A 26,264-nucleotide genomic window follows, 5' to 3' on the forward strand; every position below is an offset into this window, starting at 1 on the left:
ATGAGCGACCGGCTGCGCCTCACCATTCTCGGCTGCGGCTCATCGCCGGGCACGCCGCGCATCACCGGCGACTGGGGCAATTGCGATCCGGCCAATCCGAGGAACCGGCGCATGCGCACCGCAGCGCTCATCGAGCGGATCGCGGCAAACGGCGACAGGACCACAGTCGTCATCGACACCGGGCCGGATTTCCGCGCGCAGATGCTGCTGGCTTCAGTCAGGCGCATAGATGCGGTCGTCTATACGCATCCGCATGCCGACCACATCCACGGCATCGACGATTTGCGCGGCTTCGTGCTCGAGCAGCGTCATCGGATCGATATCAACGCCGACCAGCCGACCATGCTGCGCTTACGGGAAGCATTCGGCTATTGTTTCGAAACACCGTTAGGCAGTTCCTATCCGCCCATTGTCGAGCCCCATATCATCGACCATGCCAGGCCGGTGGTGATCGAAGGCGAGGGGGGTGCCCTGTCCCTCGAGCCGCTGCCGCAGATCCATGGCGACATCATATCGCTTGGGTTTCGCATCGGCGGCCTCGCCTATTGCCCCGATGTCAGTGATTTCCCCGACGCCACCGCCGAACGGCTGCGCGATCTCGACGTGCTGGTCATCGATGCGCTGCAATACAGGCCGCATCCGAGCCATCTGTCGCTCGGCCAGGCACTCGGCTGGATCGAAAAACTGGCGCCGAAAAAGGCCGTACTGACGCATATGCATGTGCCGCTCGACTACGCTGCGGTGATGGCCGAGACGCCGGCCGACGTCGACCCGGCCTATGACGGCATGACGATCGAAATCCCTTATGAATCTGAACGATAGGTTCGGTTCTTCATGGCTGGAAGCATTGATCGTGTGACCAGGGCAGCGGCCGATGCCGGCCTCGACATCGAAATCAGGCGCATGGGCGCCTCGACACGCACCGCCGAGCAAGCCGCCGCGCAATGCGGCTGCACAGTCGCCCAGATCGTCAAATCCCTGGTGTTCCAGGGAGAAACCAGCGGAAAGCTGTTTCTCTTCCTGGTTTCCGGCTCCAACCAGCTCGATCTAGCCAAGGCTGCAGCACTGGCCGGCGAGCTGCTGAAGCGCGCCGACCCGCGGCAGATCCGCGACGAGACTGGATTTGCAATCGGCGGCGTGGCGCCGATCGGCCATCTGATTGCAATCCCGGCGTTCGCCGACGAAACGCTGCTCGGTTTCGATCGTATTTGGGCAGCGGCCGGCGCGCACGATGCGGTGTTCGCCGCCGAGCCACAGGCGATGGTCCAGGCAGCGCAGGCTGTCGTGGCGACGCTGGCAGTCTGAATCGAACGCGCTGGATATCGCAGCGCGGCGAACAGCCGGGCAATGGGACCTCGGCGCGCCGCAACGTGCGACCGGAGCACTCTATTCGGCGGCGATGGCGGTGGGCGGCAGCATGATTTCGGGCGCCGCCGGCGCGAACAACATCTTTATGACGTTGCGGAAGGCGAGGATCTGGCGTTCGAGGACACGCGGGTCGCCGAGCCCCCGCGACATGATGATGCCGCCATCGATCACACAGGAGAACATGATGGCGACGTCGTCGAGGTCCATGCCCTTGCGGGCAGGGTAAACGGCCGCGATCTCGTTCAGCGCATCGCGAAACCGCCCGTTCCAGGAGCGGACGGCGGCGGCGGCGATGTCGCGAACGGTGCGGTCGAAGAGGCGCTCCTGATAGGTGAACGTCGCGATCAGGCAGCCGGGGTGGCCGTTCGGCAGATCACCCATCAGTTCGGCAAGCAGTTTGAGCGTGATCAGGAACGACTGCAACGGATCATCGGACAATTGCCGGCCGCGGTGAAACACATCATCGAAGATGCGGTCGTTCTCCTCGACGTAGCGCAGCATCAAGGCGCGGGCGAGTTCGTTCTTGTCCTTGAAATGATAGAAGAAGCCGCTCTTGGTGATGCCGGCTTCGGCGATCACCTCCTCGATGGACGTCGCGCCGAACCCCTTGGCGAGCACCGAGGCCTCGGCGATCTCCAGAATGCGTTCGCGCGTTTCCGCACCTTTGCGCATGGCCGAATGCCCTCAAATCTACTGTACCGGCGGTATGGTTTTCACACCCGCCACCATCGGCACCGATAGCAATATGACCGGCCCAGCGCGGCTATCCGTCTGTAATTGCTGCGGTTTCCGCTTCGGTGGAGTACCGGACCACAAGCCTTCTACCGCAACGGCGGCACGTACTGCTAAAACCTGGCTATTGCGAACCGGCCGCCATCAGGTCGGCACGGTGTCATCTTACCACTGGAGACAAACATGGCCAAGTACCGCCAGAATCTGCCGCAACTCGCCAACAGAACATTCCTGAGCGATGGCGGCATGGAAACGACCCTCATCTTTCACGAAGGCCTCGACCTTCCGCACTTTGCTTCATTCACGCTGATGGCAACGGCCGAAGGCCGGCAGAAGCTGAGGGAATATTTTGTCCGTTATCTGACCATTGCGCGCAGAAATGGGACCGGTTTCATCCTCGACACGCCGACATGGCGAGCCAACCCCGATTGGGGAAACTTGCTCGGCTACGGGCCGGAAGCGTTGCGGGCCGTCAACGAGGCCTCGATCGAGCTTCTTCTCGACCTGCGCAATGAGTTCGAGACCGCCGAAACGCCGTGCGTCATCAGCGGTGCGATCGGACCGCGCGGCGACGGCTACAAAGCCGGCAAGATGGACGCCAGCGAGGCGGAAGCCTATCACGCGGCGCAGATCGAGAGTTTCGCGCGGACCGAGGCCGACATGGTTGCGGCCTATACGCTCACCAATTTCCACGAGGCAATCGGCGTGGCGCGGGCTGCCAAGGCGCATGAGATGCCGTGCATGATCTCGTTCACGGTGGAGACGGACGGCAAGCTGGTAACCGGCACGACGCTCAGCGAGGCGATCGACAGGGTCGATGACGCGACAGACGGTGCGCCGGCCTACTATATGATCAACTGCGCCCATCCGACGCATTTCATGCAGGCGCTGAACAAGGGCGAGCGCTGGCTCGATCGCGTCTATGGCGTGAAGGCGAACGCTTCAACCAAAAGCCATGCCGAACTGGACGAATTGGAAACGCTCGACGCGGGCGACCCGGACGATCTCGGGCGGCGCTACAGCAGGCTGACAGCCTCGTTTCCGACGATGCGCATCCTGGGCGGCTGCTGCGGCACCGACCACCGGCACATCGCGGCGATCTGCGAGGCCTGCGTGCCGCAAGCGGCGTAGGACTTGGGTGCGTCGCAGGAGACGCGCAATGCACTACCAACCGCAGTTCCGCTGGTTCCAAGGAAACAAGGAACTGCGGTTGGGCCGAAAAGCAACGCTATCAGTTCCATAATCTATCTTATGCGACTTTCTGATGGGTGGAAGCGGGTTCTATCTTGAAGTGCGACATTGCAGCGATCAACGTCTTATCGCATAGCAAGGAGTCACTCGTGAAACGCACCTATCCCAGATCGATTTGGATTCACGTCGGAAGATCGAGTGCTGGCGACGCGCCCGGCGTCGCTGTCGACGCCCGCAATGCCATGGAGGTGCATGCCGCCTGTGGATTGTTCGCCGACCGGCCCATCGAAAGATTGCTGCGGGATGCGCACCACATCTTCGCGCCGGCGGGCACTTCTGACGTGCAGCTCCTCAGGTTGGCAGAGTTCGCCTTGGGCACCTCGAAGACACAGTGGTCACAGCGGCTTGCTTCGTCGGCTGGATCGCAAGCGTATCGCCACCATGGATGCCCGGTCTCCTACCAGCCAGCTTCGCGCGATGCAGCCACCCAGCGACAGGTCCGTATCAGCCCGACCTTTTCCTCGATTGCCGTGCCTCCTACCCTCCCTGGCGCCATGTAGTAATGGGGCGCCGGGCTGCCGGGCAATCTGATCGTTGATGAAGCGTTCCGCTTCGGCGTCGCGCGGCGGCGTCTGCCGCTCGACGTTGGCAAGTTTCTCGAAAAGAGTGCCGATCGCCTGCTGATCGTTCCTGTCCATGGGAAGCAACTCCGATATCCAGGCGCGCCGCGTTGCGAGAGATTTTCGCGAAGCGCCTCAAGTCGCTGTTCACGCATGTCGCTGCTCCAAAACCGCTGCCGCGACATGCATGGATTTGACGCGGCTATTCGCGCTCGCCGGTGAAGTTCAACAGCAGCTGGAAGATGTTGATAAAATTCAGATAGAGCGAGAATGCACCGAAGACGGCGAGCTTCTGCTGCGATTCCGCACCGAAGTTTTCAGCAAACTGCTCCTTGATCGTCTGGGTATCCCAGGCGGTGAGGCCGATGAACACGGCGATGCCGATCACCGAGATGGCGAACTGGAGCGCGGTCGAGCCGAGGAAGATGTTGACGATGCTGGCGATCACCACGCCGATCAGACCCATGATCAGGAAGGACGAGAACTGGGTCAGGTCGCGTTTGGTCGTGTAGCCGTAAAGGCTGGTCGCGCCGAACATGGTGGCGGCGATGAAGAAGGTGCGCGCGATGCTGGTCCCGGTGAACACCAGGAACACGGACGCCAGCGACAGGCCCATGACCGCACAGAATGCCCAGAACATCGCCTGAGCGCCGGCTGCGGACATCGTCTGTATCCGGAACGAGAACAACAGCACGAAGGCGAGCGGCGCCAGCATCACCACCCACTTCAACGGAGTGGAAAAGATCGGCACGTAGAGGGCTGGCGTCGAAGCCACGACGAAGGCGATCACGCCGGTAACGACGAGGCCAATTCCCATGTAGTTGTAGACGCGCAGCATGTGCTGGCGCAGGCCCTCGTCATAGACGGCGCCGGTTTGGGCTCCGACGCCGGTGCGGTAACCTAGATTGGGGGTGTTCATGCGGCTTCTCCTTTGTGAAGGTCAGTAAAGCGTGTTGGCGAGCGTTTCTGCGGTGCGATCGAGATCGCGGACACCGCTTCGGGCGACGACTGCGTAAGCAACTTCGCCGATCTGGAAATAGGCCGAGGAAATTTCGCCCGACGGGGCGACGGTCGGCTGGACGACGTCGAACGTTCCGGGCCTGATCGCGAACAGCGAGACCAGTCCCAGGTCTGTTGTTTCGACAGCCATCTCGACGCTCGGGCCGAACTGCGATGGATAGATCTGGACGTCACGGACTTTCCAGTCCTTCGGCAGCGACGGCATGACGATCGCCGTGGCGGCGCGGATTTCGTCCGCATCGTAATCCGGCGCTTCGGGCTGGGATGACATGGCCTCGCGTATGATCGTCGTCCTGTGCGCCCGGATCGCCTCTTCCAGATAGATAGGCGGCTGGGTCGAGGCGACGACTTTCGTCACCGATATCGGCCCGACGATCCCGTTGGCCAGCCAGCCCGCAGCCACCAGGACTGCGACCGCCGCAGCCCGCTGCAACGTGCGCAAGGCGCGCCCTCGAGCCAGTCCCCGTTCCAGCCGCCGTGCCGCATCAGCCGTCGCCGGCCGCGCCATGCCCTTGCATCCGGCAAGCGCCACGCGCAGTTCGTCGCGCGTCCTGAGGTCTGACATCACGCGGGCGGCAGCCTCGGGACGGGCGGAAAGAAACGCCTCGACCTCAATGCGGCGGGCAACGTCCAGCTGTTCGTCGACATAGGCGTCGAGGTCGGCATCGGTCACCGGGTCGCGCAGTTCGCTCGTCATGGACATCACGGGCCTCCCACGATCTTGAGGTGGCTTTTCGCATGTGCCGGCAATTTTTCCTCCATCTCGCGGAGCGCTGCGCGCGCCCTGCCGATGCGCGACATCAGCGTTCCCAGCGGCACGCCGCTGGCCTCGGCCGCCTGGCTGTAGGTAAGTCCCTCGATGGCGACGAGATGCAGCGCCGAACGCTGCTCATCGGGCAATTTGAAAAAAGCCTCGCGTACCTGTGCCAGGCGGACGGAATGCTCCTGGGGTGCCTGCATGCTGGCGTCGGCAAGATATCCGGCCTGCTCGACGCGCACCGCTTCGGATTTGCGGGACCGCAGGCCGTCAATGAAAGCGTTGTGGACGATCGACAGCAGCCACGCGCGCAGGTTTCCGCCGGATCGAAAGGTGCCGCGCCGCTCATAGGCACGCACCAGCGCGTCATGCACAAGATCCTCTGCTTCCGCGCTGTCGCGCGTCAGCGAACGCGCGTAGCGGCGCAAAGAACCAAGCTGTCCTACGATATCGAAGCGTGGCATCGACCCTCTCACGTCCTGTTTACGGAGCATGGCAGGCTTTTAATCCCGCTCTTTGAGTTTTTTGCGATCCGGGATGTCAGGCACAACCGGTACAACGCCACCGGTGCGCGTACGATTCCTTGTCCGGGAACGAGCGGCCCTCCCCGCAGCCGCCTCAGTTCGCCGCGCGGTTTTAGCGCCACCGGGGATTCCGATGTTTATCCCTGAATTAATTTGTGACGCGAAAAATCGCGAAAGTGTCATCTTTTTCGGGGCACTTGCGAGTTATAGGCAGGAAACATTCACCGCCGAATCTTCCCTTCGCCGACGGCCCTTTGGGCCCGCTTTTGTTCAACGAATTATCGACCCGACATGACAAGCCCCGACATGACAGGCAATGTGCCAGCCCAGCGGGATACCCGCATCGATGTCTTCCGCGCGCTGGCGCTGCTGACGATCTTCGTCAACCACGTGCCGGGGACGATCTTCGAGTATGTCACGCACAAGAATCTCGGCTTTTCCGATTCTGCCGAAGCCTTCGTGCTGATTTCGGGGATTGCCGTTGGGCTCGCCTACGGACTGAAGTTCCAGCCGGGGAACCGGTTGCTCATCACCCTAAAAGCCTGGCGGCGTGCCGGTGTCCTCTATGTCACTCACGTCATGACCACTGTCGCAACGCTGGCGATCTTCTCGGCGGCTGCGTTGCATTTTTCGCGGCCGGATCTTTTGAAGCTGATCAACATCCAGCTGATCATCGAGGACACGCCGGAAGCGCTGCTCGGCATCGCGGCGCTCGGGCATCAGATCGGCTATAACAACATTCTTTCCATGTATGCCGTCGTACTTCTGATGATGCCGCTTTTCCTGTGGCTCGGCACTTTCAGCCTGCGCTTGATGCTTGCTGCGTCCGCTCTTCTTTGGCTCGTCGCCGGCATTTTTCAGATCGCGCCTTCGAATTTTCCCGGCGACGGCTTCTGGTTCCTGAACCCGCTCTCCTGGCAGTTTCTTTTCGTCATCGGCATCGCCGGCATGCTGCATATCAAGCGCGGCGGCGAAATCCGCTTCAACTGGATGATGGCGAGCGCGGCCGTGCTGTATCTGGTCGGCGCGCTGATCTGGGTGCGGCTGCCGCTGTGGGGCATCGAGACGGCCTCCGGCCTGCCTACCGTGCTGACCGGCTTCGACAAGACGTTCCTGTCGCTGTCGCGCCTCATGCACATCCTGGCGATCGCCTATCTGATCGTGGCAATCCCGGCGCTTTCCAACCTGGCGAAGACGAGGCCCGGACACCCGCTCGCGGTTTTGGGCAAGCATTCGCTGCCGGTCTTCGTCGCCGGGACAATCCTCGCCATGATCGCGCAGGTGATGAAAGTCGTCAGCCCGGGCGGCCTCCTCTACGATTCGATCCTGATCTCGACAGGCATCGCGCTGCAGTTCGGCTTCGCCTACTACCTCGAATGGCTGCCGCGGATCGGTTGGGGCGGCAAGAAGCAGCAATCTGGAGCCGCCTTGCCGTCTGCTGCTCTCAAACCGGCATGATAGAACGGCGCGACGCGCCGTGCGATCAAGGCCTTTCGCCGGGTGCGAGGCTGTCCTCCAGGCCACGCTATGGATTTCCGTGTCCAGTCTACCGGTTGGCGGTTTTCAACCTGGCGCAAATGAAAACCGCTGGCGCAGCACAGCCGATTTGCGTATCACTCCGCCGCCAACGGAACCGCGCCGATGTTCGAAGACCTCCAGCCTGCCCCAGCCGACAAGATCCTCGCCTTGATCGGCCTCTATCGCGCCGATTCCCGCCCCGGCAAGGTCGACCTCGGCGTTGGCGTCTACAAGGACCGCGATGGCAAGACGCCAGTGATGCGGTCCGTGCGCGAAGCCGAAGAACGATTGCTGCAGAGCCAGGACACCAAGACCTATCTTGGCCTGGCCGGCGATACCGGCTTCAACACGGCAATGGCGAGGCTGGTTTTTGGCCCTGCAGCCGAGTTTTCGCGTATTCGCGCGGCGCAGGCGCCCGGCGGCTCGGGCGCGCTGCGGCTGGTTGCCGAGCTGCTCAAGAGGACGCGATCCGACGCGACGATCTGGCTGTCGGACCCGACCTGGCCGAACCACATGCCGGTGATGCGCGCCGCCGGCTTGCAGATACGCGAATATCCCTACTTCGACGCAGCCTCAGGTGCTGTTCGCTTCGCCGACATGATGAGCGCGCTGGCGACCGCCAGGAGCGGCGACGTGGTGCTGCTGCATGGTTGTTGCCACAATCCGACAGGCGCCAATCTGGACACCGCGCAGTGGGCTGAAATAGCCGACCTCGTCGTCGAGCGCGGCCTGCTGCCATTTGTCGACATCGCCTATCAGGGGTTTGGCGAGGGCCTTGACGCTGACGCCGCCGGCTTGCGCCTGCTGGCGGCGAAAGTCCCGGAAATGGTCGTTGCCTCGAGCTGTTCGAAGAACTTTGCCGTGTATCGCGACCGCGTCGGCGCGGCAATGATCCTGGCAAAAGACAGCGCGCAGGCGGATGTCGCAATGAGCCAGATGCTGTCGGCGGCACGCGCCATGTACTCGATGCCGCCGGACCACGGCGCGGCCGCGGTGCGCATCGTGCTTGAAGACGCCACGCTGCGCGCCGACTGGGAAGCGGAGCTCGAGGAAATGCGCCTGCGCATGCTGCGGCTTCGGGTGCAACTCGCCGAAGCGCTGCGGCGGCAGTCTAATTCCGATCGCTTCGATTTCGTCGCCAGCCATCGCGGCATGTTTTCCCGGCTTGGCCTGTCCGAAGCGCAGGTCGAGCGGCTGCGCGCCGAGCACGGCGTCTATATGGTCGGCGACAGCCGCATCAACGTCGCCGGCCTGCCGGAGGACGGCATGGACGCGCTCGCCAAGGCGATCGTCTCCGTGCTCGACTGAGACTTTGAGCGGCGCTGTGGACAATCGCCCCTCGCCGTGCGACGGCGTTGGCTGCAGCGTCGGACGCAGGCTAGCATGCGACCGATGAAACCCTCGAAAGATATTTCCCGGCTGATCGAGATCATGGCGGCGCTGCGGGCGCCGGAAACCGGCTGCCCGTGGGACGTCGAGCAGGATTTCTCGAGCATCGCGCCCTACACGATCGAGGAAGCCTACGAGGTGGCGGACGCCATCGCGCGTGGCGACCTGGACGATCTGCGCGACGAGCTCGGCGACCTGCTGCTGCAGGTCGTCTACCATGCGCAGATGGCCGAGGAAGCCGGTGAATTCGCCTTTGGCGACGTGGTCCAGGCCATCACCACAAAAATGATCCGCCGCCATCCTCATGTCTTCGGCGACGATGAGGCGCGCAGCGCCGGCATGGCCAAGGGCATGTGGGAGAAGATCAAGGCCGAGGAAAAAGCCGAAAAGCGAAATGCCCGCCTCGCCCGCGGGCACGATCCGGAGGATCATGGCAATGGTTTTCTGGACAGCGTACCGGTCGCCCTGCCCGCTTTGACGCGGGCGCTCAAGCTGCAGGAAAAGGCGGCCCGCGTAGGCTTCGACTGGAGCGAGGCCACGCCGATCCTCGACAAGATCGAGGAAGAGATCGGCGAGTTGCGCCAGGCCCTTGCCAAGGGTGATACGGCTTCGATCAAGGACGAGTTCGGCGACATGCTGTTTGCCGTCGTCAATCTCGGGCGTCATCTCAAGGTTGATTCCGAAGCGGCGCTCAGCGGCACCAACGAGAAATTCCGCTCGCGGTTCCGCTATGTCGAGCAAGCATTGCAAGCGTCCGGAAACACGCTGGAAAAGGCGACGCTCGACGAGATGGAGGCGCTTTGGCAGCAAGCCAAGAGCGCGAAGTAACGGCCATTACGCGTTGTTTTTACGGTTCAATCTTGTTTCTATCTCTTCGTGTGCGCTTCGCGTCGCTTTGAGCGACACGGTTATGCCGCCATCTTCATTGTCGGTGCGCGAGACGACGTCGCCATTGCGGTAGAGCCAGTCGACGAACCCAAGCTGGTCAGGCTTGAGCGTGACGGTCAGCGTTTCCAGTTCGCCTGACACTCGTGTCTCGATGATCGCCTTCAGCACATCGATGCCCTCCCCGGTGCTGGCCGATATGGCAATCCGCGGTGCCTTGTTGCCGTCGATGCCGTCGGCGAGCAACCGCTCCCGGTTGCCCGCATCGAGCCGGTCGATCTTGTTCCACACTTCGATGACGCGCCTGCTGTCGCCGGCATCGACGCCGAGATCGGCGAGGATGCGCTCGACATCCTCGGCCTGGGCGGCGGTGTCGGGGTCCGAAATATCGCGCAGATGGATGACGAGATCGGCCTCGACCACCTCTTCGAGCGTTGCCCGGAAGGCCGCGATCAGATGCGTCGGCAGGTCCGAAATGAAACCGACCGTGTCCGAAAGGATGACCGGCGTGCCGTGCGGCAGCCGTACCCGACGCAGTGTCGGGTCGAGCGTGGCGAACAGCATGTCCTCGGCCAGCACCCCTGCTCCGGTCAGCCTGTTGAACAGCGTCGACTTGCCGGCGTTGGTATAGCCGACGATGGCCACGACCGGGAACGGCACTTTCTTGCGCTTGGCGCGGTGCAGGTCACGGGTGCGTCGCACTGTTTCGAGCTCGTGCTTGAGCTTGTTGATCTTGTCCTGCAGGACACGGCGGTCCGATTCGATCTGCGTTTCGCCAGGGCCACCGAGGAAACCGGCACCGCCGCGCTGGCGCTCCAGGTGAGTCCAGCTTCGCACCAGCCGGCCCTTCTGATAGTTGAGGTGCGCCAGATCGACCTGCAGCGTGCCTTCCTTGGTCCGCGCGCGCTCGCCGAAAATTTCCAGGATCAAGCCGGTGCGATCCAGCACCTTGGCGTTCAATTCCTTTTCCAGGTTGCGCTGCTGCACCGGCGTCAGCGGATGATCGACAATGACCAGTTCGGCACGGCCCTCTTTGACGATCTCGGCGAACTCCGCGACCTTGCCGCTGCCGAGCAGGGTGGCAGGCCGGGGATCGTTGACGGTCACAACCGCGGTATGGATCGGGTCGAGGTTTATGGCTTGGGCAAGACCAACCGCCTCGTCGTGGCGGGCCTCGGCAGAACGCGTCAGTCGCGGACGATTGGTGTCTTCGTCGCCGCGCGGCTGGCGAGTAAGCACCGGCACGATGACCACGGCCCGGGTCGGGCCTTCGGCCTCCGCCCCCGGCTGATATGCTGGTTTTTCGCGAACGCTGCGGTCCGCGTCTTTCTTACGTGCCAATCAGGCGCCCTGGCTTTCCTCGCCATCGAACATCTGAACCGGCTGGCTCGGCATGATCGTGGAAATGGCGTGCTTGTAGACGAGCTGGGAGTGGCCGTCTCGACGCAGCAGAACACAGAAATTGTCGAAGGAAGTGACCACGCCGGTCAGCTTCACGCCGTTGATGAGAAAGATGGTGAGTGGGTTTTTGCTTTTGCGAACTGAATTCAGGAACAGGTCCTGAAGATTTTGCGATCGTTCCGCCATTGTTCTTGTCTTTCGCCGATCCCCTTCGGTTTGCAGGCCAATGCGCCAAATTAACTGGCACATGTCAAGCACGCAAACACCGTCTTGTCGTCAATAACGACAAGCAGAACGAGATATATTGATGTTCATTCCACCTGTGCGGTTATCAGGCTGGACTTTTTTCCGCAACGTCAAAAAAGGCGTGCCGTAAGGAAAGTGTTATCGAGCCCGGGTGGCCGTTGGCGACGGGAGCACCGTCGATCGCCACGATCGGCATGGCGATTGTCGTCGCGGAGCTGATGAAAACCTCGCGCGCGGCCTTGGCTTCGGCGACCGAAAAGCCCCGCTCCTCGATCTTCAGGCCGAGCCTGGCGGCCACGTCGAATAGCGTGGTGCGGGTGATGCCGCGCAGGATGCCGTGCTCGGCCGGACGCGTCACCAGCACGCCGTCCCTGGTGATGATCCAGGCGTTCGACGACCCACCTTCCTTGACGGTGCCATCGGCATCGACGAACCAGGCTTCCTGGGCGCCGGCTTCCTTGGCCTTCTGCTTGGCGAGCACGTTTGGCAGCAGGCCGACCGACTTGATGTCGACCCGGTCCCAACGGTTCTCCGGCACGGTGATGACCTTGATTCCGCTTTCGGCCCTCCTGGTGGCAGCAGCGGGGTCGGCTTTCCTGGCGGTAACCACCAGCGACGGCTTCGTCCCTGCCGGGAAAACAAAATCACGGCTGGCGACGCCGCGCGTCACCTGAAGATAGACCAGGCCATCGGCGACATGGTTGCGGCGGACCACCTCGCGCAGGATAATCGGCAACACGCCCGGCGTGACCGGCCAGTCGATCGACAATTCGGTCAGCGAGCGGTTCAGCCGTCCGAGATGGCGAGGCATATCGACGATGAAGCCGCGCGCCACCTCGCAGACCTCGTAGACACCGTCGGCGAACTGATAGCCACGGTCCTCGATATGCACGAAAGCGTCGGCGTGAGCGACATAGCGCCCGTTCACATAGGCAATGCGCGGCATGGGTCACCCCTGAAGAAGTCAGCGCATGGCCCCCGAAAATCGGAATCCATTTTTCGGGGAAGACCATGCGCAAAAAACAAAATGCTACAGCGTCCGTTGCGCGTCCCGAAAGACGTGCGGCAGCGTTTCTTATGCGATTCCGCCGCCGCCGTAACCGATAATTGCGTAGGCCACGACCGGATTGGCTGTCAGACGCCCAGCGACTTCAGCTTTCGGTGAAGCGCCGAGCGCTCCATGCCGATGAACTCGGCCGTCTTCGAGATGTTGCCGCCAAAACGGTTGATCTGGGCGATCAGATAGTCCTTCTCGAACTGTTCGCGCGCTTCACGCAACGGCAGCGCCATGATGTGCTGATCGGATTGGTTCGGCGTGCGCGGCATGACATCGCCGATCTCGGCAGGCAAGAGATCGGCGGTGATCGGTGCGTCGATATCGTCGCCGCGCGCCAGGATCATCAATCGCTCGACGTTGTTGCGCAACTGGCGAACGTTGCCTGGCCAGTTGTGCGCCTGCAGCACCGCCAGCGCGTCGTCGCCGATGCGCCGCGGCCGGATGCCGGCTTGGCGGGCGATCTGCTTCATGAAATTGTCGACAAGATAAGGGATGTCCTCACGCCGCTCTGCCAATCCCGGCACCATGACCGGAACCACCGCCAGGCGGTGATAGAGGTCCTCGCGGAAACGGCCGTCGGCGATCATCGCCTCCAGGTTCTGCGAGGTCGACGAAATGATGCGGACATCGACCTTGACCCGTTTGGTGCCCCCTACCCGCTCGAACTGCTGTTCGACCAGCACGCGCAAGATCTTGTTTTGCGTTTCGCGCGGCATGTCGGCCACTTCGTCGATGTAGAGAATGCCGCGATGGGCTTCCTCAAGCGCGCCGACCTTGCGTTCGACACCGTTTGATTCGGTGCCGAACAGCTCGACCTCCATGCGCTCGGGCGTGATGTTGGCGGCGCTCAGCGTGACAAACGGGGCGCCCTTGCGCGCCGACAGCGTGTGGATGGCGCGTGCCGCGAGTTCCTTGCCCGAGCCGGACGGGCCGATGATCATGACGCGGCTGTTGGTCGGCGCGACGCGCTCGATGGTCTGGCGCAACTGGCTCATCGCCGACGACATGCCGATCAGGTCGAAGGTTTCGCCGCTGCGCAGCTTGAGATCCGAAACCTCGCGTCTCAGCTTCGAGGTTTCAATGGCACGTTCGGCGATGAGGATCAGCCTGTCGGCCTTGAACGGTTTTTCGATGAAGTCATAGGCGCCGCGGCGAATGGCCGAGACCGCCGTCTCGATGTTGCCGTGGCCCGAGATCATCACCACCGGCAGGCTCGGGTGCATCGTCTTGATCTCGTCCAGCAACGCCAGTCCGTCCAGACGTGAGCCTTGCAGCCAGATGTCGAGGAAAATCAGCCTCGGCGCCCGGTCGGCGATCGCCGCCAGGGCGCTGTCGGCGTCGAATGCCGTGCGGGTTTCGTGACCCTCGTCGCTCAAGATACCGGCGACAAGCTCGCGGATGTCTTCCTCGTCATCGACGATGAGAATGTCAGACGCCATTACCGACCTTTTCAGTTTCTCTTTCGGGTTCTGTCCTGCCTTCGCCGTGCGACGGCACAGTGGCGGCGAGCGGCAGGATGATGCTGATCATCGCGCCTCGCCCGTTGTGGAAATCCGCCGGCGCGTCATGCAGTTCGAGCCGGCCGCCATGGTCCTCCACTATCTTCTTGACGATAGCGAGGCCGAGCCCGGTGCCCTTCTCGCGTGTCGTCATGTAAGGCTCGAGCAATCGCTGGCGGTTCTCGCGCGGCAAGCCCTTGCCGTTGTCGATGACATCGATGCGAATCGTACCATTCTGGCGCCCGGCTTGAATCCGGATTATGCCGTGCGAGCGGTCCTTTTGATCAAGTCCGTCAATCGCCTCGGCTGCGTTCTTGATGACATTGCCAAAAGCCTGCGCCATCAGGCGGCTGTCGAACGTGCCTTTGAGCGGTTCATTGCCGAATACGCGCTCGAAGGTGATATCGGAGCGGCTCACTTCGACGAGGAACGAGGCTTCGCGCAACGATTCGCGCAAATCAAGGGCCTTCATTTCGGGCTTGGGCATGCGTGCGAAGGCGGAGAACTCGTCGACCATGCGGCCGATGTCCTCCACTTGCCTGATGATCGTATCGGTGCATTGATCGAACACCTCGCGGTCTTCGGTGATGACCTTGCCGTAGCGGCGCTTGATGCGCTCGGCGGAAAGCTGGATCGGTGTCAGCGGGTTCTTGATCTCGTGGGCGATGCGCCGCGCCACATCCGCCCAGGCCGAGGAACGCTGCGCCTGGACCAGATCGGTGATGTCGTCGACCGTCACGACATAGGATTTCTCCTCCGAACCGTCGTCGCCGGCCTCGACCGTGATCTGCACGTTGAAGGTGCGCTCCGCACCGGCGCGATAGAAGGTCACCTGCTCGCGATGGACGGGCTTGCCCGACTTGCGGCCGATCTCGAAGACGCGGCCGACATGCGGCAGCACGGCGGAGAGATTTTGGCCGAGTGCGGCGGTGGCGGATATGGCCAGCATCGTTTCGGCCGACCGGTTGACGATGGTGACGATGCCATAGGGATCGACGCCGATAACGCCGGCGGTGACACCGGCAAGCACGGCTTCCGAAAAACGCCGCCGCTCGTCGATCAAATCCTTGGCGGACAGAATCTCGTTGCGCTGCGATTTCAGCTCCAGCAGCATCTTGTTGAAGGTGTCGCCGAGCGAGGCGACGTCGCCGTCGGAGGGCCGAACCGGCACGGCAACGTCGAGATTGCCGGTCGCGACCTCGTCGGCGGCGCCGATGAGCTGGCGGATCGGCCGCACCAGGCGGTCGGCCACGGCGATGCCCGTCCAGATGGCGGACAGGATGATGATCAGCGTCAGCGACAGATAAGGAAGTGCAAAGGCCACCTGCGAAGTGCGGCGACTGTCTTCGAGGCCGCGATATTCGTCGGTGTTGGACCTGACAATCTGCCGCGCCTTGATCACCTCGGGATCGACGAGCCGGATGGTGTAGAGATAGAGCCCTTCGATCTCGCGCAGCTTGACGATGGCGCCCATGATGTTGCGCGTCTTCGGCTCGATCAGCACCGGCCTGCCGTCAGCGGCACCGCTCATGGCGCCTTCCGGCGGCTCCGGCATGGCAAAATCGGCGTCGGTCTTGGCGCTCATGACGAACGAACCGTCGGACCTGATCAGTGCGGCATGGGCCAGCGAGCGTCCGACGGCTTCCTTGTTCATCAGATCGAGGAAACCGGTTCGATCGAGGCCGTAGAGCGTGCGGGAGGCGTCGAGATCGTAAGCCATCGACAGGGTCGTTCCCTGGAGATTGCGCGCGTTCTCCTGCACATAGGCATCGGCTATCGACAGCGACGAATTGACGATCGTCTTGGTGCGGATTTCGAACCAGCGATCAAGACCGATATCGAGCGTGATCGAGGCGATGATCGCCACCATGATGGCGGGAATCGCGGCGACCAGCGCGAACATCGCGACGATCCGCACATGCAGCCGCGACGCCGCCTTGCCGCGCCGGCGCGCCATCACGATACGATGTACTTCGCGGCCAACCAGCGCGATCAGGAACAGGATGAACGCCGCATTGACGGCGATTAGCGCCAGCGTTGTGCTCTCGTCCGGCGTGATCGGCGTGGCACCGACGAGGATGGCGAAGGAGATCGCCGCCGTAACCAGCGCACCGGCAATTGCCACCACGCCCGGCAGCGCAAGCAGCCGGCGCCCGTCACTTGTGCGGGGTTCGCTGAAAAGCGTTTCGCTCAGTCTCGATGCCCGTGGAGCCATGTCGCCGTCTAGAGCCAGTGATTGCGTCGGATGTATGCAACGCATTGTGGCGATTATGCAACAAGTGTGGCCTGGACGGAACTGTTTCGGCGCTCGATCCCCCGGAAAAGGCTTCGCTCTGTCACACCGGCCCGAAATTCGGGATCGATTTGATGAAAGAAAACGGCGCTCTAAGCTTGCCTGGTCGATTTGTAGACGTTGACGCCGAGTTCGCGAATCTTCTTGCGCAGGGTGTTGCGGTTGAGCCCGAGGAGTTCCGCAGCCTTGATCTGGTTGCCGCGGGTTGCCGTCATCGAAGCAAGCACCAGCGGATATTCGACCTCGGAAAGGATACGCTGATAGAGGCCGGCGGGCGGCAAGTCGCCGGCGAACGACGCAAAATAGCGCTGCAGGAAATGTTCCACCGCCTGGCCGATGGACAGGTCGTCGGGAATGAGGTTGCCGCCGCCGGGAACGACCGGCCTCTCGCCGGTCTTCAGTTCTGCCTCGATGACTTCGGCAGAAATCTCGTCCTGCGAATAGAGCGCGGCAAGTCTGCGGACAAGATTTTCGAGCTCGCGCACGTTGCCCGGCCACGGATAGCGCTTCATCAGCTCGATGCCGCCCGTGGAAATGCGCTTGGTCTGCAGGCCTTCGCTGGCGCCAAGCTTGAAGAAGTGCCGGACGAGATCCGGAACGTCCTCGGACCGCTCGCGCAGCGCCGGCAGCCTCAGCGGCACGACATTCAGGCGATAGAACAGATCCTCGCGGAAAAGCCCTTGATTGATCAGCGTGCGCAGATCCTTGTTGGTGGCGGCGACGATGCGCACGTCGGTCTTGATCGGCGTGCGGCCGCCGACAGTGGTGTATTCGCCCTGCTGCAGGACACGCAGCAGGCGGGTCTGCGCCTCCATCGGCATGTCGCCGATCTCGTCAAGGAAGAGCGTGCCGCCTTCGGCCTGCTCGAAACGGCCGGTGGAGCGGTTCTGCGCGCCGGTGAAGGCGCCTTTCTCGTGCCCGAACAGTTCCGATTCGATCAGGTCGCGCGGGATCGCAGCCATGTTGATAGCAACGAAGGGGCCGCCGCGGCGGCGGCCATACTCGTGCAGCGCGCGCGCCACCAGTTCCTTGCCGGTGCCCGATTCGCCTGAAATCATCACCGTCAGGTCGGTCTGCATCATGCGCGCCAGCATGCGGTAGATATCCTGCATTGCGGCCGAGCGGCCAACCAGCGGCATGGTTTCCGGCGGCTCGTCCGCCCGCGCATCGATTTTCGGCCGTCGGGGCTCGGAAAGCGCCCGGTTGACGATGTTGAGAAGCTCGGTCAGGTCGAACGGTTTCGGCAGATATTCGTAGGCGCCGGTTTCGGAGGCGCGAATCGCGGTCATGAACGTGTTCTGGGCGCTCATGACGATGACGGGCAATTCCGGTCGCGCCTTCTTGATGCGCGGCAGCATGTCGAAGGCGTTTTCGTCGGGCATGACCACGTCGGTGATTACGAGATCGCCCTCGCCCGCCGCCACCCAGCGCCACAGCGTCGAGGCGTTGGACGTCACGCGCACCTCATGGCCGACGCGCGAAAGCGCCTGATTGAGGACGGTGCGGATGGCCGCATCGTCGTCGGCGACGAGAATATTGCCGCGAACCGTCATTTGCGGTCTCCTTCGCCATCGTCGTCTGTGCCGAACGGCGTTTCTTTCCAGGCTGGCATCAGGATGCGGAAGGTGGTTGCGCGCGGCGTCGAATCGCATTCGATGATGCCGCCATGCTCGCCGACGATTTTCGCGACCAGCGCCAGACCAAGCCCCGACCCGTTCGGCTTGGTGGTGATGAAGGGGTCGAACAGGATCGGCAGGATATCTTCGGAGACGCCAGAACCGTTGTCGCGCACGCAGAATTCCAGCGGCAGCGACACGCGGCCCTGCGATCCCGGAACGGAAACACGGATGCCCGGCCGGAACGCGGTCGACAGGGTGATCTCGCCTTGCGGATCGCCGCCAATGGCCTCGGCCGCATTCTTGACCAGGTTGAGGAACACCTGGATGAGCTGGTCGCGGTTGGCGAAAACCGGAGGCAATGATGGATCATAATCCTCCAATATCTTGATCCTTTTGGCAAAACCGTTCTTGGCAATCGCCTTCACGTGGTCGAGCACGACATGGATGTTGACCGGATAGCGATCGACGGGCCGCTCGTCGGAAAACACCTCCATGCGATCGACGAGCGAGACGATGCGGTCGGTCTCGTCGGTGATCAGCCGGGTCAGCGCGCGATCCTCGTCGGAAGCCGACAATTCGAGCAGTTGGGCGGCGCCCCGGATGCCGGATAGCGGGTTCTTGATCTCGTGGGCAAGCATCGCGGCAAGGCCGGTCACCGAGCGTGCCGCACCGCGGTGCGTCATCTGCCGGTCGATCTTGTCGGCCATCGACCGTTCCTGGAACATCACCACGACGGAGCCCGGGAATTCCGACACCGGCGCGACATAGAGATCGACGACCTTCTCGATGCCGAGGCGCGGCGATGATACGTCGACCCTGTATTCGTTGACGGGTGCCCGGCGCTCGCGCACCTGGTCGACAAGCGTCAGCAACGGACTGCCGAATGGAATGAGCTTGGGTAATGTGTTGCGGGCGAGCATGGTCGCGCTCGAGCGGAAGAAATCCTCGGCATCGGCGTTGGCGAAGGTGATGAACCCTTCCGCATCGAGCATGATCACCGGGCGGCGGATGGTGTTGAGCACGATGTGTGCGGCGTCCGCCATGTCCATGTTTTGTGCAACGGTGGCATTCATGCTGCGCTCCGCAGGTTCATCGCCTCGGCAGCGCTTGAAAACACCTCACGCAACGCGGCGATGACGCGGACGGGTTCGAAGCAGGTAAGGATGGCCTTTCGCTGCTCATCAACGACGCCAGCGGCGTGGTGGTCGAGATACCAGCCAAGATGCTTGCGCGCCTGGCGCACGCCGCTTTCGATGCCGTAGAGCGACAGCATGTCCTGGTAGTGGGCAACGACGTAGTCGGCCAGCGCTTGCGGGCTTTCCGGCACACCGGGCGTCGCCTCTTTTGCCGCGCCTGCCGCGATGCTGCCTGCCGTCCATGGCACGCCGTAGTGCGCGCGGCCGATCATCACCGCGTCGGCGCCCGACTGGTCGAGGATCATTGCTGCCTCCGCCGGCGAGCCGACATCGCCATTGGCAACGACCGGGATCGAAACAGCCTGCTTTATGCGTGCGATGGCGCGCCAGTCGGCCTTGCCCTGGTAGAACTGGCAGCGCGTGCGGCCATGCACCGTCACCATCTGAACCCCCGCTTGCTCGGCGCGGCGCGCCAGAACAGGCGCATTGAGCGCGCTTTCGTCCCAGCCGAGCCGCATCTTGACCGTGACCGGCACCTCGACGGCGCCGACCACCGCCTCGATCAGCGACAAAGCGTGATCGAGATCGCGCATCAGCGCCGAACCGGCATAGCCGCCCGTCACCTTCTTGGCCGGGCAGCCCATGTTGATGTCGATGATGTCGGCGCCCTCGCCCGCGGCTATACGGGCGCCCTCTGCCATAGGCACCGCCTCACGGCCGGCAAGCTGGACCATGTGCACCGGCAGCCCGGAATGGCGGATGCGCAGGCCGCAACCGGCTCTGCCCCTGGCAAGTTCGCCGCTCGCCACCATCTCCGACACCACCAACCCGGCGCCATGCGCATAGGCACGCTGCCGGAACGGCTCATCTGTTATGCCCGACATGGGCGCGAGAAAAGCGCGATTGCGGATTCTCACACGACCCACATCCAGCGGAGATGCCAATTTGGTCAGGTCAAGCATGCACAAAAACCAAGCATTTTTAATAGCTGCACATTCACTAGCCAGAATGGCGGCAATGTGCAACGCGCAATGACGTCGCATTAAGGCGCATTTGGGAAAATGCTGGCACTAGCCAAAGTGCGGTGCGTGTAGGGGACGCTATTGGCACTTTGCATCTGCGCATGATCTCTTCCGAAAAGCGATTCCACTTTTTGGGATGATGCGCTAAGCGTCTCGGCATGACAGACGCAAGCGAAAAGCAGGCTTTGGCTGCGGACGACAAGGTTGCCGTCGTTATCGTCGCCGCCGGCCGCGGCGCGCGCGCCGGTCAGGCCGACGGGCCGAAGCAATACCAAAGGATCGGCGGCCGTGCCGTCATCGCGCGCACATTGGACGTATTTTTGGCGCATACGAAAATCGGTCCTGTCGTCGTCGCCATTCATGCCGACGACAGCGGGCTTTTTCGCAGCGCCGCTGGCGCCAACGCCGACCGGGTGGTCACGGTGACCGGTGGCGCGTCCAGACAGGACTCCGTCCGGCTCGGATTGCTTGCGCTGAGAGGCCATGCGCCGCGCCGGGTTCTGGTCCATGACGCCGTCCGCCCGTTCGTCGACGCGGAATTGATAGACCGCACGATCGCCGCCATCGGCGAGCGCCAGGCAGCGCTGCCTGCCCTGCCCGTCGCCGATACGCTGAAACGCGAGTCGGCCGCGGGCATGATCGGCGAGACGGTTTCCAGGAACGGGCTTCATGCCGCGCAGACGCCGCAGGGCTTCCCGTTCTGGCCGATCCTGGCCGCCCATGAAAAGGCCCATCATCTGGGCAAGGCGGACTTCACCGACGATGCCGCGATTGCCGAATGGGCACACATTCCAGTGAAAATCGTCCCGGGCTCGCCGGACAATGTCAAACTCACCTGGGCAAGGGATATCTCGATGGCGGATCAGCGGCTTTCCGGCGAACGGCCGCGTTTTCCGGACATCCGCACCGGCAATGGCTACGACGTCCATGCCTTCGAGCCCGGCGACCATGTCGTCCTGTGCGGCGTCTCGATCCCGCACGACAAGAAACTGTCCGGCCATTCGGACGCCGATGTCGGCCTGCACGCCTTGACCGACGCGCTGCTCGCCACTTGCGGTGCCGGCGACATCGGCACGCATTTCCCGCCGTCGGACCCGCAGTGGAAAGGCGTGGCCTCGCGGATCTTCGTCGAACATGCGGCAGAACTGGTACGCGCGCGCGGCGGGCGCATCGCCAATGCCGACATCACGCTGATCTGCGAGGCGCCGCGCGTCGGCCCGCATCGCGAAGCGATGACCGAAATCCTTTCGGCAATGCTGGCGATTTCCCGGGACCGCATCTCGATCAAGGCGACAACCAACGAAAAGCTCGGCTTTGTCGGACGCGAGGAAGGCATAGCCGCCATCGCCACCGCCAGCGTCGTGTTTCCAGGTGATGTCCCCGAATGAGCAACAGCGATCTCGCAGATGCCCTGCTTCAAGCCTGCCAACAGCGCGGCATCATGCTGGCGACGGCCGAGAGCTGCACCGGCGGCATGATCATCGCCGCCTTGACCGACATCGCCGGCTCTTCGACAGTGGTCGACCGGGGTTTCATCACCTATTCCAACGAGGCCAAGACTGAGATGCTCGGGGTTTCCGCCGCCACGCTCGAGGCGCACGGCGCGGTCTCACGGGAAACGGCGGTCGAGATGGCGGCCGGCGCCTTGGACCATTCGCGCGCCGGGCTAACTCTTGCCGTCACCGGCATTGCCGGTCCGGGCGGCGGCTCGACGGAAAAGCCCGTCGGCCTGGTCTGGTTCGGTATCGCCTTGACCGGCCGGCCGGTCGTCAGCGAATGCCAGTTGTTTGCCGACAAAGGCCGCAAGTTCATCCGCCGGGAGACCGTCAGACACGCGCTTGAACTGGGCTTGCGCGCGCTCGCTGCGGATCAGGCTGCCGGCGCTGCGCCATAGATGACGTCGGCGCGCTTCTCGAACGCCTCGGAAAACATGCGGAAGGCGCGATCGAACATCGCTCCCATCACCGCACCCAGAATACGACTCTTGAATTCGTAGTCGATGAAGAAGCAGACATTGCAGCCGCCGTCGGCCGGCTCGAAACGCCAGGCATTGCTCAGATATTTGAACGGACCGTCGATATATTTGACGTCGATGGCCTTCTCGTCAGGCTTTAGCAACACCTGCGTGGTGAAAGTCTCGCGGATCGCCTTGTAGCCAATGCTCATGTCGGCGACGAGGAGGGTGCGTCCGTCGCGTTCCTTGCGCGAGCGAACCGTCAGCGCCTCGCAAAGCGGCAGGAATTGCGGATAGGATTCGACATCGGCGACCAGAGCGAACATCTGTTCCGGCGTATGCGCAACGCGGCGATGGGCTTCGAATTGTGGCATGAAACCAGTGTGTTAGGCGGACTTGTTGAGAAACGCTTCCCGTGCCGCGCGCAGCTTGGCGAAATCGTCCCCGGCGTGATGCGACGAACGCGTCAGCGGGCTCGATGCCACCAGCAGGAAGCCCTTGGTCTTGCCGATCGTCTCGAAGGATTTGAATTCCTCCGGCGTGACGAAACGGATCACCGGATGGTGCTTTTTCGATGGCTGCAGATACTGACCGATGGTCATGAAGTCGACATTGGCCGAACGCAGATCGTCCATCAATTGCAGGATCTCGTTCCGCTCCTCGCCAAGGCCAACCATGATGCCGGATTTGGTGAAGATCGAGGGATCGAGTTCCTTGACCCGCTGCAGCAGCCTGATCGAATGGAAATAGCGGGCGCCCGGCCGGACCGTCAGATAGTTCGACGGAACGGTCTCCAGATTGTGGTTGAACACATCAGGCTTGGCCGCCACCACGATCTCCAGCGCGCCGTCCTTGCGCAGGAAGTCGGGCGTCAGGATTTCGATCGTCGTCGAAGGCGTTGCCGCCCTGATGGCGCGGATGACCTCGGCAAAGTGCTGAGCGCCGCCATCGGCGAGATCGTCGCGGTCGACCGAGGTGATGACGACATGGGTTAGACCCATTTGCTTGACGGCGTGGGCGATGCGCGCCGGTTCATCGGGATCGAGTGCGGTCGGAATGCCGGTAGCGACGTTGCAGAAGGCGCAGGCGCGCGTGCAGATCTCGCCCATGATCATGAAGGTGGCGTGCTTCTTCTCCCAGCACTCACCGATATTGGGGCACCCGGCCTCTTCGCACACCGTCACCAGCCTGTGCGACTTCACGATGTCGCGCGTCTCGGCATAGCCTTTCGACATCGGCGCCTTGACGCGGATCCAGTCGGGCTTGCGCAGCACATCCTGGTCAGGCTTGTGCGCCTTTTCAGGATGCCGCAGGCGCGGCGCATTGGCGATCGTGTCGAGGACGGTGACCATCAGAAATCCAGTTCATTCGCGATCGCTTCCGGCGTTCGCTTATAGCAAGTCATCTAGGACTTTTCGCTGCAAAGAAAAAGGCCGCGGCGGCGCATGCCGCCACAGCCGTTTTCGCATGGCAAGAGTTCAGCAACTAACGGCGCACCATGCGCCCTGCCAAGATCAGCAGGCAGGCGCCAACGAAACCGGTGATCAGATAGGCGATCCAGCCGGTGCCGAAGGCGCCGATGTTGAGCGCCTGCAGGATGGCATTCAGCACGATCGCGCCGACGATGCCCAGAACGATGTTCATCAAGATGCCCATGTTGCTTTTCATGAACATCTCGGCAAGCCAGCCCGCCAGCCCGCCGATGATGATGGCTGCGATCCAGCCCACGCCATTCACGTCCATATGCCCTCTCCTTGTGTGACGAATGCATCCGGAAACGAATTACCTTGCGGTTGAGTTCCTTGGCTCTCACGTGCCGAGTCTCACGCACTCAATTTATCATGCGTTCAGCGCGCGGCCATAGGCGTCGAGCACGCTTTCCTTCATCATCTCCGACAGCGTCGGATGCGGGAAGATCGTGTGCATCAGCTCTTCCTCGGTGGTCTCCAGGTTCATCGCCACGACAAAGCCCTGGATCAGCTCGGTCACTTCGGCGCCGACCATATGCGCGCCGAGCAACTGCCCGGTCTTCTTGTCGAAGATGGTCTTGACGAAACCCTGGTCCTCGCCGAGCGCGATGGCTTTGCCGTTGGCGGCGAACTGAAAGCGGCCGACGCGGATGTCCTTGCCTTCGGCCTTGGCTTTCGCTTCGGTCAACCCGACGGAGGCAACCTGCGGGTTGCAATAGGTGCAGCCCGGAATCTTCAGCTTGTCAGTGGCGTGCACGCCGGGGACGTTGGCGATCTTTTCCACGCAGACCACGCCTTCATGCTCGGCCTTGTGGGCGAGCATAGGCGGGCCGGCAACGTCGCCGATGGCATAGATGCCGGGCACATTGGTGTTGCCGTAACCGTCGACGACGACGCAGCCGCGCTCGGTCTTCACGCCGAGCGCCTCGAGGCCGAGATTCTCGATATTGCCCTGCACGCCGACGGCCGAGATCATCCGGTCGGCGGTGATCTTCTCGACCTTGCCGTCCTTCATCTCGACATGCGCGGTTACCGAGTTCGCAGCTTTTTCGACCTTGGTGACCTTGGCATCGAGGATGATCTTCATGCCTTGCTTCTCGAACTGCTTTTGCGCGAATTTCGAGACCTCTGCGTCCTCGACCGGCATCACCGCCGGCAACAGCTCGACCACCGTCACCTCCGCGCCCATGGTGCGGTAGAATGAGGCGAATTCGATGCCGATTGCGCCCGAACCCATCACCAGCAGTGATTTCGGCATCTCCTTCGGCACCATTGCTTCGAAATAGGTCCAGATCAGCTTGCCGTCGGGCTCGATGCCGGGCAACGCCCGCGGCCTGGCGCCGGTCGCCAGGATGATGTGCTTGGCAGTGTATGTGCCCTCGCCCTTGACGCCCTTGGGCGCAGGTGGCTGTGGCTCCATCGGCTTCTTCGACGATTTCGACACGACGATCTCGCCCGGTCTGTCGCCGGAAGCCGGTTTGGACAGCTTGGCTTCGCCCCAGATGACATCGACCTTGTTCTTCTTCATCAGGAAGGCGACGCCGCCGTTCAGCCGCAGCGAGACCTTTCGCGAGCGGTCGACCACGGCAGCGGTATCGACGCTGACCTTGCCGTCGATCTTCAAGCCGTAGTCCTTCAAATGATCCGAGTAGTGCATGATCTCGGCCGAACGCAGCAGTGCCTTGGTCGGGATGCAACCCCAGTTGAGGCAGATGCCGCCGAGATGCTCGCGCTCGACGATCGCTGTCTTGAATCCGAGTTGGGCGGAACGCACCGCCGTGACATAGCCGCCGGGGCCGGAGCCGATGATGATGACGTCGTAGTTCTCAGCCACGGATTTCTCCCCTGATTCTTTAGAGTTCCAGCATGACGCGCACGATTGGCGCCAATGCCTGCCCGATTTTCCGCGTGTTATCTGCGTCGAGATGGACGCCGTCGAGTGGCGTGGTCTCGGCCACCGAGCCGGCATCGAAGAAGCCGCAGCCGACCTCGTCGGCAAGGACAGAATATTGCGGCGCCAGCCGCTTCGACGCTTCATCGCCGCCGGCGAACATTTCTTTGAATTCGGCGTTTTCCGTGCGGCTGACGGCGGGCGGCGCGACGATCAGGACCTGCGGCGACGGCCAATCGAACGGGTAGTCGTGACCGCGCACGATATCGATCAGGCGCTGCATGCCTTGCTTGGCGGCGACCGGATTGCCGTGAATCCACGGCTTCATGTCGTTGGCGCCGAGCATGATGACGACCAGGTCGATCGGCGCATGCGTCATCAGGATCGTCGGCAGCACTCTTGCGCCGTTACGGTCGGCGCCGGCCAGATGGTCGTCGAAAGCCGTTGTGCGGCCGTTCAAGCCTTCGGCGATGACCTCGACGCTGGCTCCCAACGTCGCCTGCAGCACACTCGGCCAGCGGTCCTGGAGCGGGTGGCGATCCAGACTTGCCGCATCATAGCCCCAGGTCAGCGAATCGCCGTAGCAAAGGACTGTTTTCATGCGTTTGCCCCACTCCGGCCGAAATATGCCTGTGCGCGCCTCACCCGCCAGCCCACGAACAGCCAATGCACG

At 62.5% G+C, this 26,264-nt stretch carries 26 protein-coding genes; 8 read left to right on the forward strand and 18 right to left on the reverse strand.

All coding sequences use genetic code 11. The annotated features are described in order from the left end of the window. The gene (locus AC0L2K_RS18180) at positions 1–822 is read left to right on the forward strand and encodes an MBL fold metallo-hydrolase (RefSeq protein ID WP_473531981.1); all 822 of its coding nucleotides are present in this window, start codon (positions 1–3) and stop codon (positions 820–822) included. 12 nt (positions 823–834) lie between these two features. Beyond that, positions 835–1,305 (forward strand): YbaK/EbsC family protein, encoded by a 471-nt coding sequence (locus tag AC0L2K_RS18185; RefSeq protein WP_473531982.1) that lies wholly within the window; start codon positions 835–837, stop codon positions 1,303–1,305. Positions 1,306–1,386: 81 nt separating this feature from the next. Here the strand turns inward: AC0L2K_RS18185 and AC0L2K_RS18190 are convergent, their stop codons facing one another. After that, positions 1,387–2,040 (reverse strand): TetR/AcrR family transcriptional regulator, encoded by a 654-nt coding sequence (locus AC0L2K_RS18190; RefSeq protein WP_473531983.1) that lies wholly within the window; start codon positions 2,038–2,040, stop codon positions 1,387–1,389. 243 nt (positions 2,041–2,283) lie between these two features. On the opposite strand from AC0L2K_RS18190, the gene AC0L2K_RS18195 reads away from it, so the two are divergent. Further along, entirely contained in the window at positions 2,284–3,231 is a 948-nt protein-coding gene (locus AC0L2K_RS18195; RefSeq protein ID WP_473531984.1) for a homocysteine S-methyltransferase family protein, read from the forward strand. A 455-nt stretch (positions 3,232–3,686) separates the two neighbouring features. Here the strand turns inward: AC0L2K_RS18195 and AC0L2K_RS18200 are convergent, their stop codons facing one another. From AC0L2K_RS18200 to AC0L2K_RS18215, 4 genes are all read right to left on the reverse strand, one after another. Continuing rightward, on the reverse strand, positions 3,687–3,989 hold the full coding sequence (locus tag AC0L2K_RS18200) for a hypothetical protein (RefSeq protein WP_473531985.1): 303 nt from the start codon (positions 3,987–3,989) through the stop codon (positions 3,687–3,689). Between the two features lie 124 nt (positions 3,990–4,113). Next, positions 4,114–4,830, reverse strand: coding sequence for a Bax inhibitor-1/YccA family protein (locus AC0L2K_RS18205; RefSeq protein ID WP_023799215.1), 717 nt, complete (start codon positions 4,828–4,830; stop codon positions 4,114–4,116). 21 nt (positions 4,831–4,851) lie between these two features. Further along, on the reverse strand, positions 4,852–5,628 hold the full coding sequence (locus tag AC0L2K_RS18210; RefSeq protein ID WP_473531999.1) for an anti-sigma factor family protein: 777 nt from the start codon (positions 5,626–5,628) through the stop codon (positions 4,852–4,854). Positions 5,629–5,633: 5 nt separating this feature from the next. Beyond that, a complete protein-coding gene (locus tag AC0L2K_RS18215; protein ID WP_473531986.1) occupies positions 5,634–6,152 on the reverse strand; it encodes a sigma-70 family RNA polymerase sigma factor in 519 nt (172 codons plus the stop codon). A gap of 366 nt (positions 6,153–6,518) precedes the next feature. Here AC0L2K_RS18215 and AC0L2K_RS18220 point away from each other — a divergent pair, with 366 nt between their 5' ends. The 3 genes from AC0L2K_RS18220 (at position 6,519) to mazG (ending at position 9,947) form a co-directional block, all read left to right on the forward strand. Further along, positions 6,519–7,670 (forward strand): OpgC family protein, encoded by a 1,152-nt coding sequence (locus AC0L2K_RS18220; protein WP_473531987.1) that lies wholly within the window; start codon positions 6,519–6,521, stop codon positions 7,668–7,670. Between the two features lie 183 nt (positions 7,671–7,853). Continuing rightward, the gene (locus AC0L2K_RS18225) at positions 7,854–9,038 is read left to right on the forward strand and encodes an amino acid aminotransferase (RefSeq protein ID WP_473531988.1); all 1,185 of its coding nucleotides are present in this window, start codon (positions 7,854–7,856) and stop codon (positions 9,036–9,038) included. Positions 9,039–9,122: 84 nt separating this feature from the next. Next, positions 9,123–9,947 carry a nucleoside triphosphate pyrophosphohydrolase gene (mazG, locus tag AC0L2K_RS18230; RefSeq protein WP_473531989.1) on the forward strand — a complete coding sequence of 275 codons (825 nt, stop codon included), beginning with the start codon at positions 9,123–9,125 and terminating at the stop codon, positions 9,945–9,947. Between the two features lie 6 nt (positions 9,948–9,953). On the opposite strand, the gene hflX is transcribed toward mazG, so the two are convergent. The 8 genes from hflX to dusB form a co-directional block, all read right to left on the reverse strand. Continuing rightward, entirely contained in the window at positions 9,954–11,345 is a 1,392-nt protein-coding gene (gene hflX, locus AC0L2K_RS18235) for a GTPase HflX (protein WP_473531990.1), read from the reverse strand. Continuing rightward, the gene (hfq, locus tag AC0L2K_RS18240) at positions 11,346–11,591 is read right to left on the reverse strand and encodes an RNA chaperone Hfq (RefSeq protein ID WP_006202172.1); all 246 of its coding nucleotides are present in this window, start codon (positions 11,589–11,591) and stop codon (positions 11,346–11,348) included. It lies immediately after the preceding gene. Positions 11,592–11,736: 145 nt separating this feature from the next. After that, entirely contained in the window at positions 11,737–12,597 is an 861-nt protein-coding gene (locus AC0L2K_RS18245) for a D-amino-acid transaminase (protein WP_473531991.1), read from the reverse strand. Between the two features lie 188 nt (positions 12,598–12,785). Further along, a complete protein-coding gene (ntrX, locus tag AC0L2K_RS18250; protein ID WP_027153990.1) occupies positions 12,786–14,147 on the reverse strand; it encodes a nitrogen assimilation response regulator NtrX in 1,362 nt (453 codons plus the stop codon). After that, on the reverse strand, positions 14,137–16,422 hold the full coding sequence (locus tag AC0L2K_RS18255; protein ID WP_473531992.1) for a sensor histidine kinase NtrY-like: 2,286 nt from the start codon (positions 16,420–16,422) through the stop codon (positions 14,137–14,139). The genes ntrX and AC0L2K_RS18255 overlap by 11 nt, the downstream gene beginning before the upstream one ends. 170 nt (positions 16,423–16,592) lie before the next feature. Beyond that, positions 16,593–18,053 carry a nitrogen regulation protein NR(I) gene (gene ntrC / locus AC0L2K_RS18260; protein WP_023799224.1) on the reverse strand — a complete coding sequence of 487 codons (1,461 nt, stop codon included), beginning with the start codon at positions 18,051–18,053 and terminating at the stop codon, positions 16,593–16,595. Continuing rightward, on the reverse strand, positions 18,050–19,192 hold the full coding sequence (locus tag AC0L2K_RS18265) for a two-component system sensor histidine kinase NtrB (protein ID WP_023799225.1): 1,143 nt from the start codon (positions 19,190–19,192) through the stop codon (positions 18,050–18,052). The genes ntrC and AC0L2K_RS18265 overlap by 4 nt, the downstream gene beginning before the upstream one ends. Beyond that, on the reverse strand, positions 19,189–20,217 hold the full coding sequence (gene dusB / locus AC0L2K_RS18270) for a tRNA dihydrouridine synthase DusB (RefSeq protein WP_473531993.1): 1,029 nt from the start codon (positions 20,215–20,217) through the stop codon (positions 19,189–19,191). The genes AC0L2K_RS18265 and dusB overlap by 4 nt, the downstream gene beginning before the upstream one ends. A gap of 218 nt (positions 20,218–20,435) precedes the next feature. Here dusB and AC0L2K_RS18275 point away from each other — a divergent pair, with 218 nt between their 5' ends. Beyond that, positions 20,436–21,665: a bifunctional 2-C-methyl-D-erythritol 4-phosphate cytidylyltransferase/2-C-methyl-D-erythritol 2,4-cyclodiphosphate synthase gene (locus AC0L2K_RS18275; RefSeq protein WP_023799227.1), complete on the forward strand. Its 1,230-nt coding sequence runs from the start codon at positions 20,436–20,438 to the stop codon at positions 21,663–21,665. Further along, the gene (locus tag AC0L2K_RS18280) at positions 21,662–22,171 is read left to right on the forward strand and encodes a CinA family protein (protein ID WP_023799228.1); all 510 of its coding nucleotides are present in this window, start codon (positions 21,662–21,664) and stop codon (positions 22,169–22,171) included. Before AC0L2K_RS18275 ends, AC0L2K_RS18280 begins: the two co-directional genes overlap by 4 nt. Here AC0L2K_RS18280 and AC0L2K_RS18285 read toward each other — a convergent pair. The 5 genes from AC0L2K_RS18285 to AC0L2K_RS18305 all read right to left on the reverse strand — a co-directional run bounded on the left by AC0L2K_RS18285 (position 22,147) and on the right by AC0L2K_RS18305 (position 26,192). Next, positions 22,147–22,605: a type II toxin-antitoxin system RatA family toxin gene (locus AC0L2K_RS18285; protein WP_023799229.1), complete on the reverse strand. Its 459-nt coding sequence runs from the start codon at positions 22,603–22,605 to the stop codon at positions 22,147–22,149. The two genes, AC0L2K_RS18280 and AC0L2K_RS18285, sit on opposite strands and share 25 nt — an antisense overlap. A gap of 12 nt (positions 22,606–22,617) precedes the next feature. Continuing rightward, entirely contained in the window at positions 22,618–23,583 is a 966-nt protein-coding gene (gene lipA, locus AC0L2K_RS18290) for a lipoyl synthase (protein WP_287066650.1), read from the reverse strand. 133 nt (positions 23,584–23,716) lie between these two features. Beyond that, a complete protein-coding gene (locus AC0L2K_RS18295; protein ID WP_023799232.1) occupies positions 23,717–23,974 on the reverse strand; it encodes a GlsB/YeaQ/YmgE family stress response membrane protein in 258 nt (85 codons plus the stop codon). 96 nt (positions 23,975–24,070) lie between these two features. Beyond that, positions 24,071–25,534, reverse strand: a complete 1,464-nt coding sequence (lpdA, locus tag AC0L2K_RS18300) for a dihydrolipoyl dehydrogenase (RefSeq protein ID WP_287282723.1) — start codon at positions 25,532–25,534, stop codon at positions 24,071–24,073. Positions 25,535–25,553: 19 nt separating this feature from the next. After that, the gene (locus AC0L2K_RS18305; protein ID WP_473531994.1) at positions 25,554–26,192 is read right to left on the reverse strand and encodes an SGNH/GDSL hydrolase family protein; all 639 of its coding nucleotides are present in this window, start codon (positions 26,190–26,192) and stop codon (positions 25,554–25,556) included. Positions 26,193–26,264 lie beyond the last annotated feature (72 nt).

This window comes from Mesorhizobium sp. WSM4817, assembly GCF_055811135.1.

What these genes read in the sequence shown, in the direction of transcription:
- AC0L2K_RS18180 (WP_473531981.1), top strand. Translation starts at nt 1, where the DNA reads ATGAGCGACCGGCTGCGCCTCACCATTCTCGGCTGCGGCTCATCGCCG.
- AC0L2K_RS18185 (WP_473531982.1), top strand. Translation starts at nt 835, where the DNA reads ATGGCTGGAAGCATTGATCGTGTGACCAGGGCAGCGGCCGATGCCGGC.
- AC0L2K_RS18190 (WP_473531983.1), bottom strand. Translation starts at nt 2,040, where the DNA reads ATGCGCAAAGGTGCGGAAACGCGCGAACGCATTCTGGAGATCGCCGAG.
- AC0L2K_RS18195 (WP_473531984.1), top strand. Translation starts at nt 2,284, where the DNA reads ATGGCCAAGTACCGCCAGAATCTGCCGCAACTCGCCAACAGAACATTC.
- AC0L2K_RS18200 (WP_473531985.1), bottom strand. Translation starts at nt 3,989, where the DNA reads ATGGACAGGAACGATCAGCAGGCGATCGGCACTCTTTTCGAGAAACTT.
- AC0L2K_RS18205 (WP_023799215.1), bottom strand. Translation starts at nt 4,830, where the DNA reads ATGAACACCCCCAATCTAGGTTACCGCACCGGCGTCGGAGCCCAAACC.
- AC0L2K_RS18210 (WP_473531999.1), bottom strand. Translation starts at nt 5,628, where the DNA reads ATGACGAGCGAACTGCGCGACCCGGTGACCGATGCCGACCTCGACGCC.
- AC0L2K_RS18215 (WP_473531986.1), bottom strand. Translation starts at nt 6,152, where the DNA reads ATGCCACGCTTCGATATCGTAGGACAGCTTGGTTCTTTGCGCCGCTAC.
- AC0L2K_RS18220 (WP_473531987.1), top strand. Translation starts at nt 6,519, where the DNA reads ATGACAGGCAATGTGCCAGCCCAGCGGGATACCCGCATCGATGTCTTC.
- AC0L2K_RS18225 (WP_473531988.1), top strand. Translation starts at nt 7,854, where the DNA reads ATGTTCGAAGACCTCCAGCCTGCCCCAGCCGACAAGATCCTCGCCTTG.
- mazG (WP_473531989.1), top strand. Translation starts at nt 9,123, where the DNA reads ATGAAACCCTCGAAAGATATTTCCCGGCTGATCGAGATCATGGCGGCG.
- hfq (WP_006202172.1), bottom strand. Translation starts at nt 11,591, where the DNA reads ATGGCGGAACGATCGCAAAATCTTCAGGACCTGTTCCTGAATTCAGTT.
- AC0L2K_RS18245 (WP_473531991.1), bottom strand. Translation starts at nt 12,597, where the DNA reads ATGCCGCGCATTGCCTATGTGAACGGGCGCTATGTCGCTCACGCCGAC.
- ntrX (WP_027153990.1), bottom strand. Translation starts at nt 14,147, where the DNA reads ATGGCGTCTGACATTCTCATCGTCGATGACGAGGAAGACATCCGCGAG.
- AC0L2K_RS18255 (WP_473531992.1), bottom strand. Translation starts at nt 16,422, where the DNA reads ATGGCTCCACGGGCATCGAGACTGAGCGAAACGCTTTTCAGCGAACCC.
- ntrC (WP_023799224.1), bottom strand. Translation starts at nt 18,053, where the DNA reads ATGACGGTTCGCGGCAATATTCTCGTCGCCGACGACGATGCGGCCATC.
- AC0L2K_RS18265 (WP_023799225.1), bottom strand. Translation starts at nt 19,192, where the DNA reads ATGAATGCCACCGTTGCACAAAACATGGACATGGCGGACGCCGCACAC.
- dusB (WP_473531993.1), bottom strand. Translation starts at nt 20,217, where the DNA reads ATGCTTGACCTGACCAAATTGGCATCTCCGCTGGATGTGGGTCGTGTG.
- AC0L2K_RS18275 (WP_023799227.1), top strand. Translation starts at nt 20,436, where the DNA reads ATGACAGACGCAAGCGAAAAGCAGGCTTTGGCTGCGGACGACAAGGTT.
- AC0L2K_RS18280 (WP_023799228.1), top strand. Translation starts at nt 21,662, where the DNA reads ATGAGCAACAGCGATCTCGCAGATGCCCTGCTTCAAGCCTGCCAACAG.
- AC0L2K_RS18285 (WP_023799229.1), bottom strand. Translation starts at nt 22,605, where the DNA reads ATGCCACAATTCGAAGCCCATCGCCGCGTTGCGCATACGCCGGAACAG.
- lipA (WP_287066650.1), bottom strand. Translation starts at nt 23,583, where the DNA reads ATGGTCACCGTCCTCGACACGATCGCCAATGCGCCGCGCCTGCGGCAT.
- AC0L2K_RS18295 (WP_023799232.1), bottom strand. Translation starts at nt 23,974, where the DNA reads ATGGACGTGAATGGCGTGGGCTGGATCGCAGCCATCATCATCGGCGGG.
- AC0L2K_RS18305 (WP_473531994.1), bottom strand. Translation starts at nt 26,192, where the DNA reads ATGAAAACAGTCCTTTGCTACGGCGATTCGCTGACCTGGGGCTATGAT.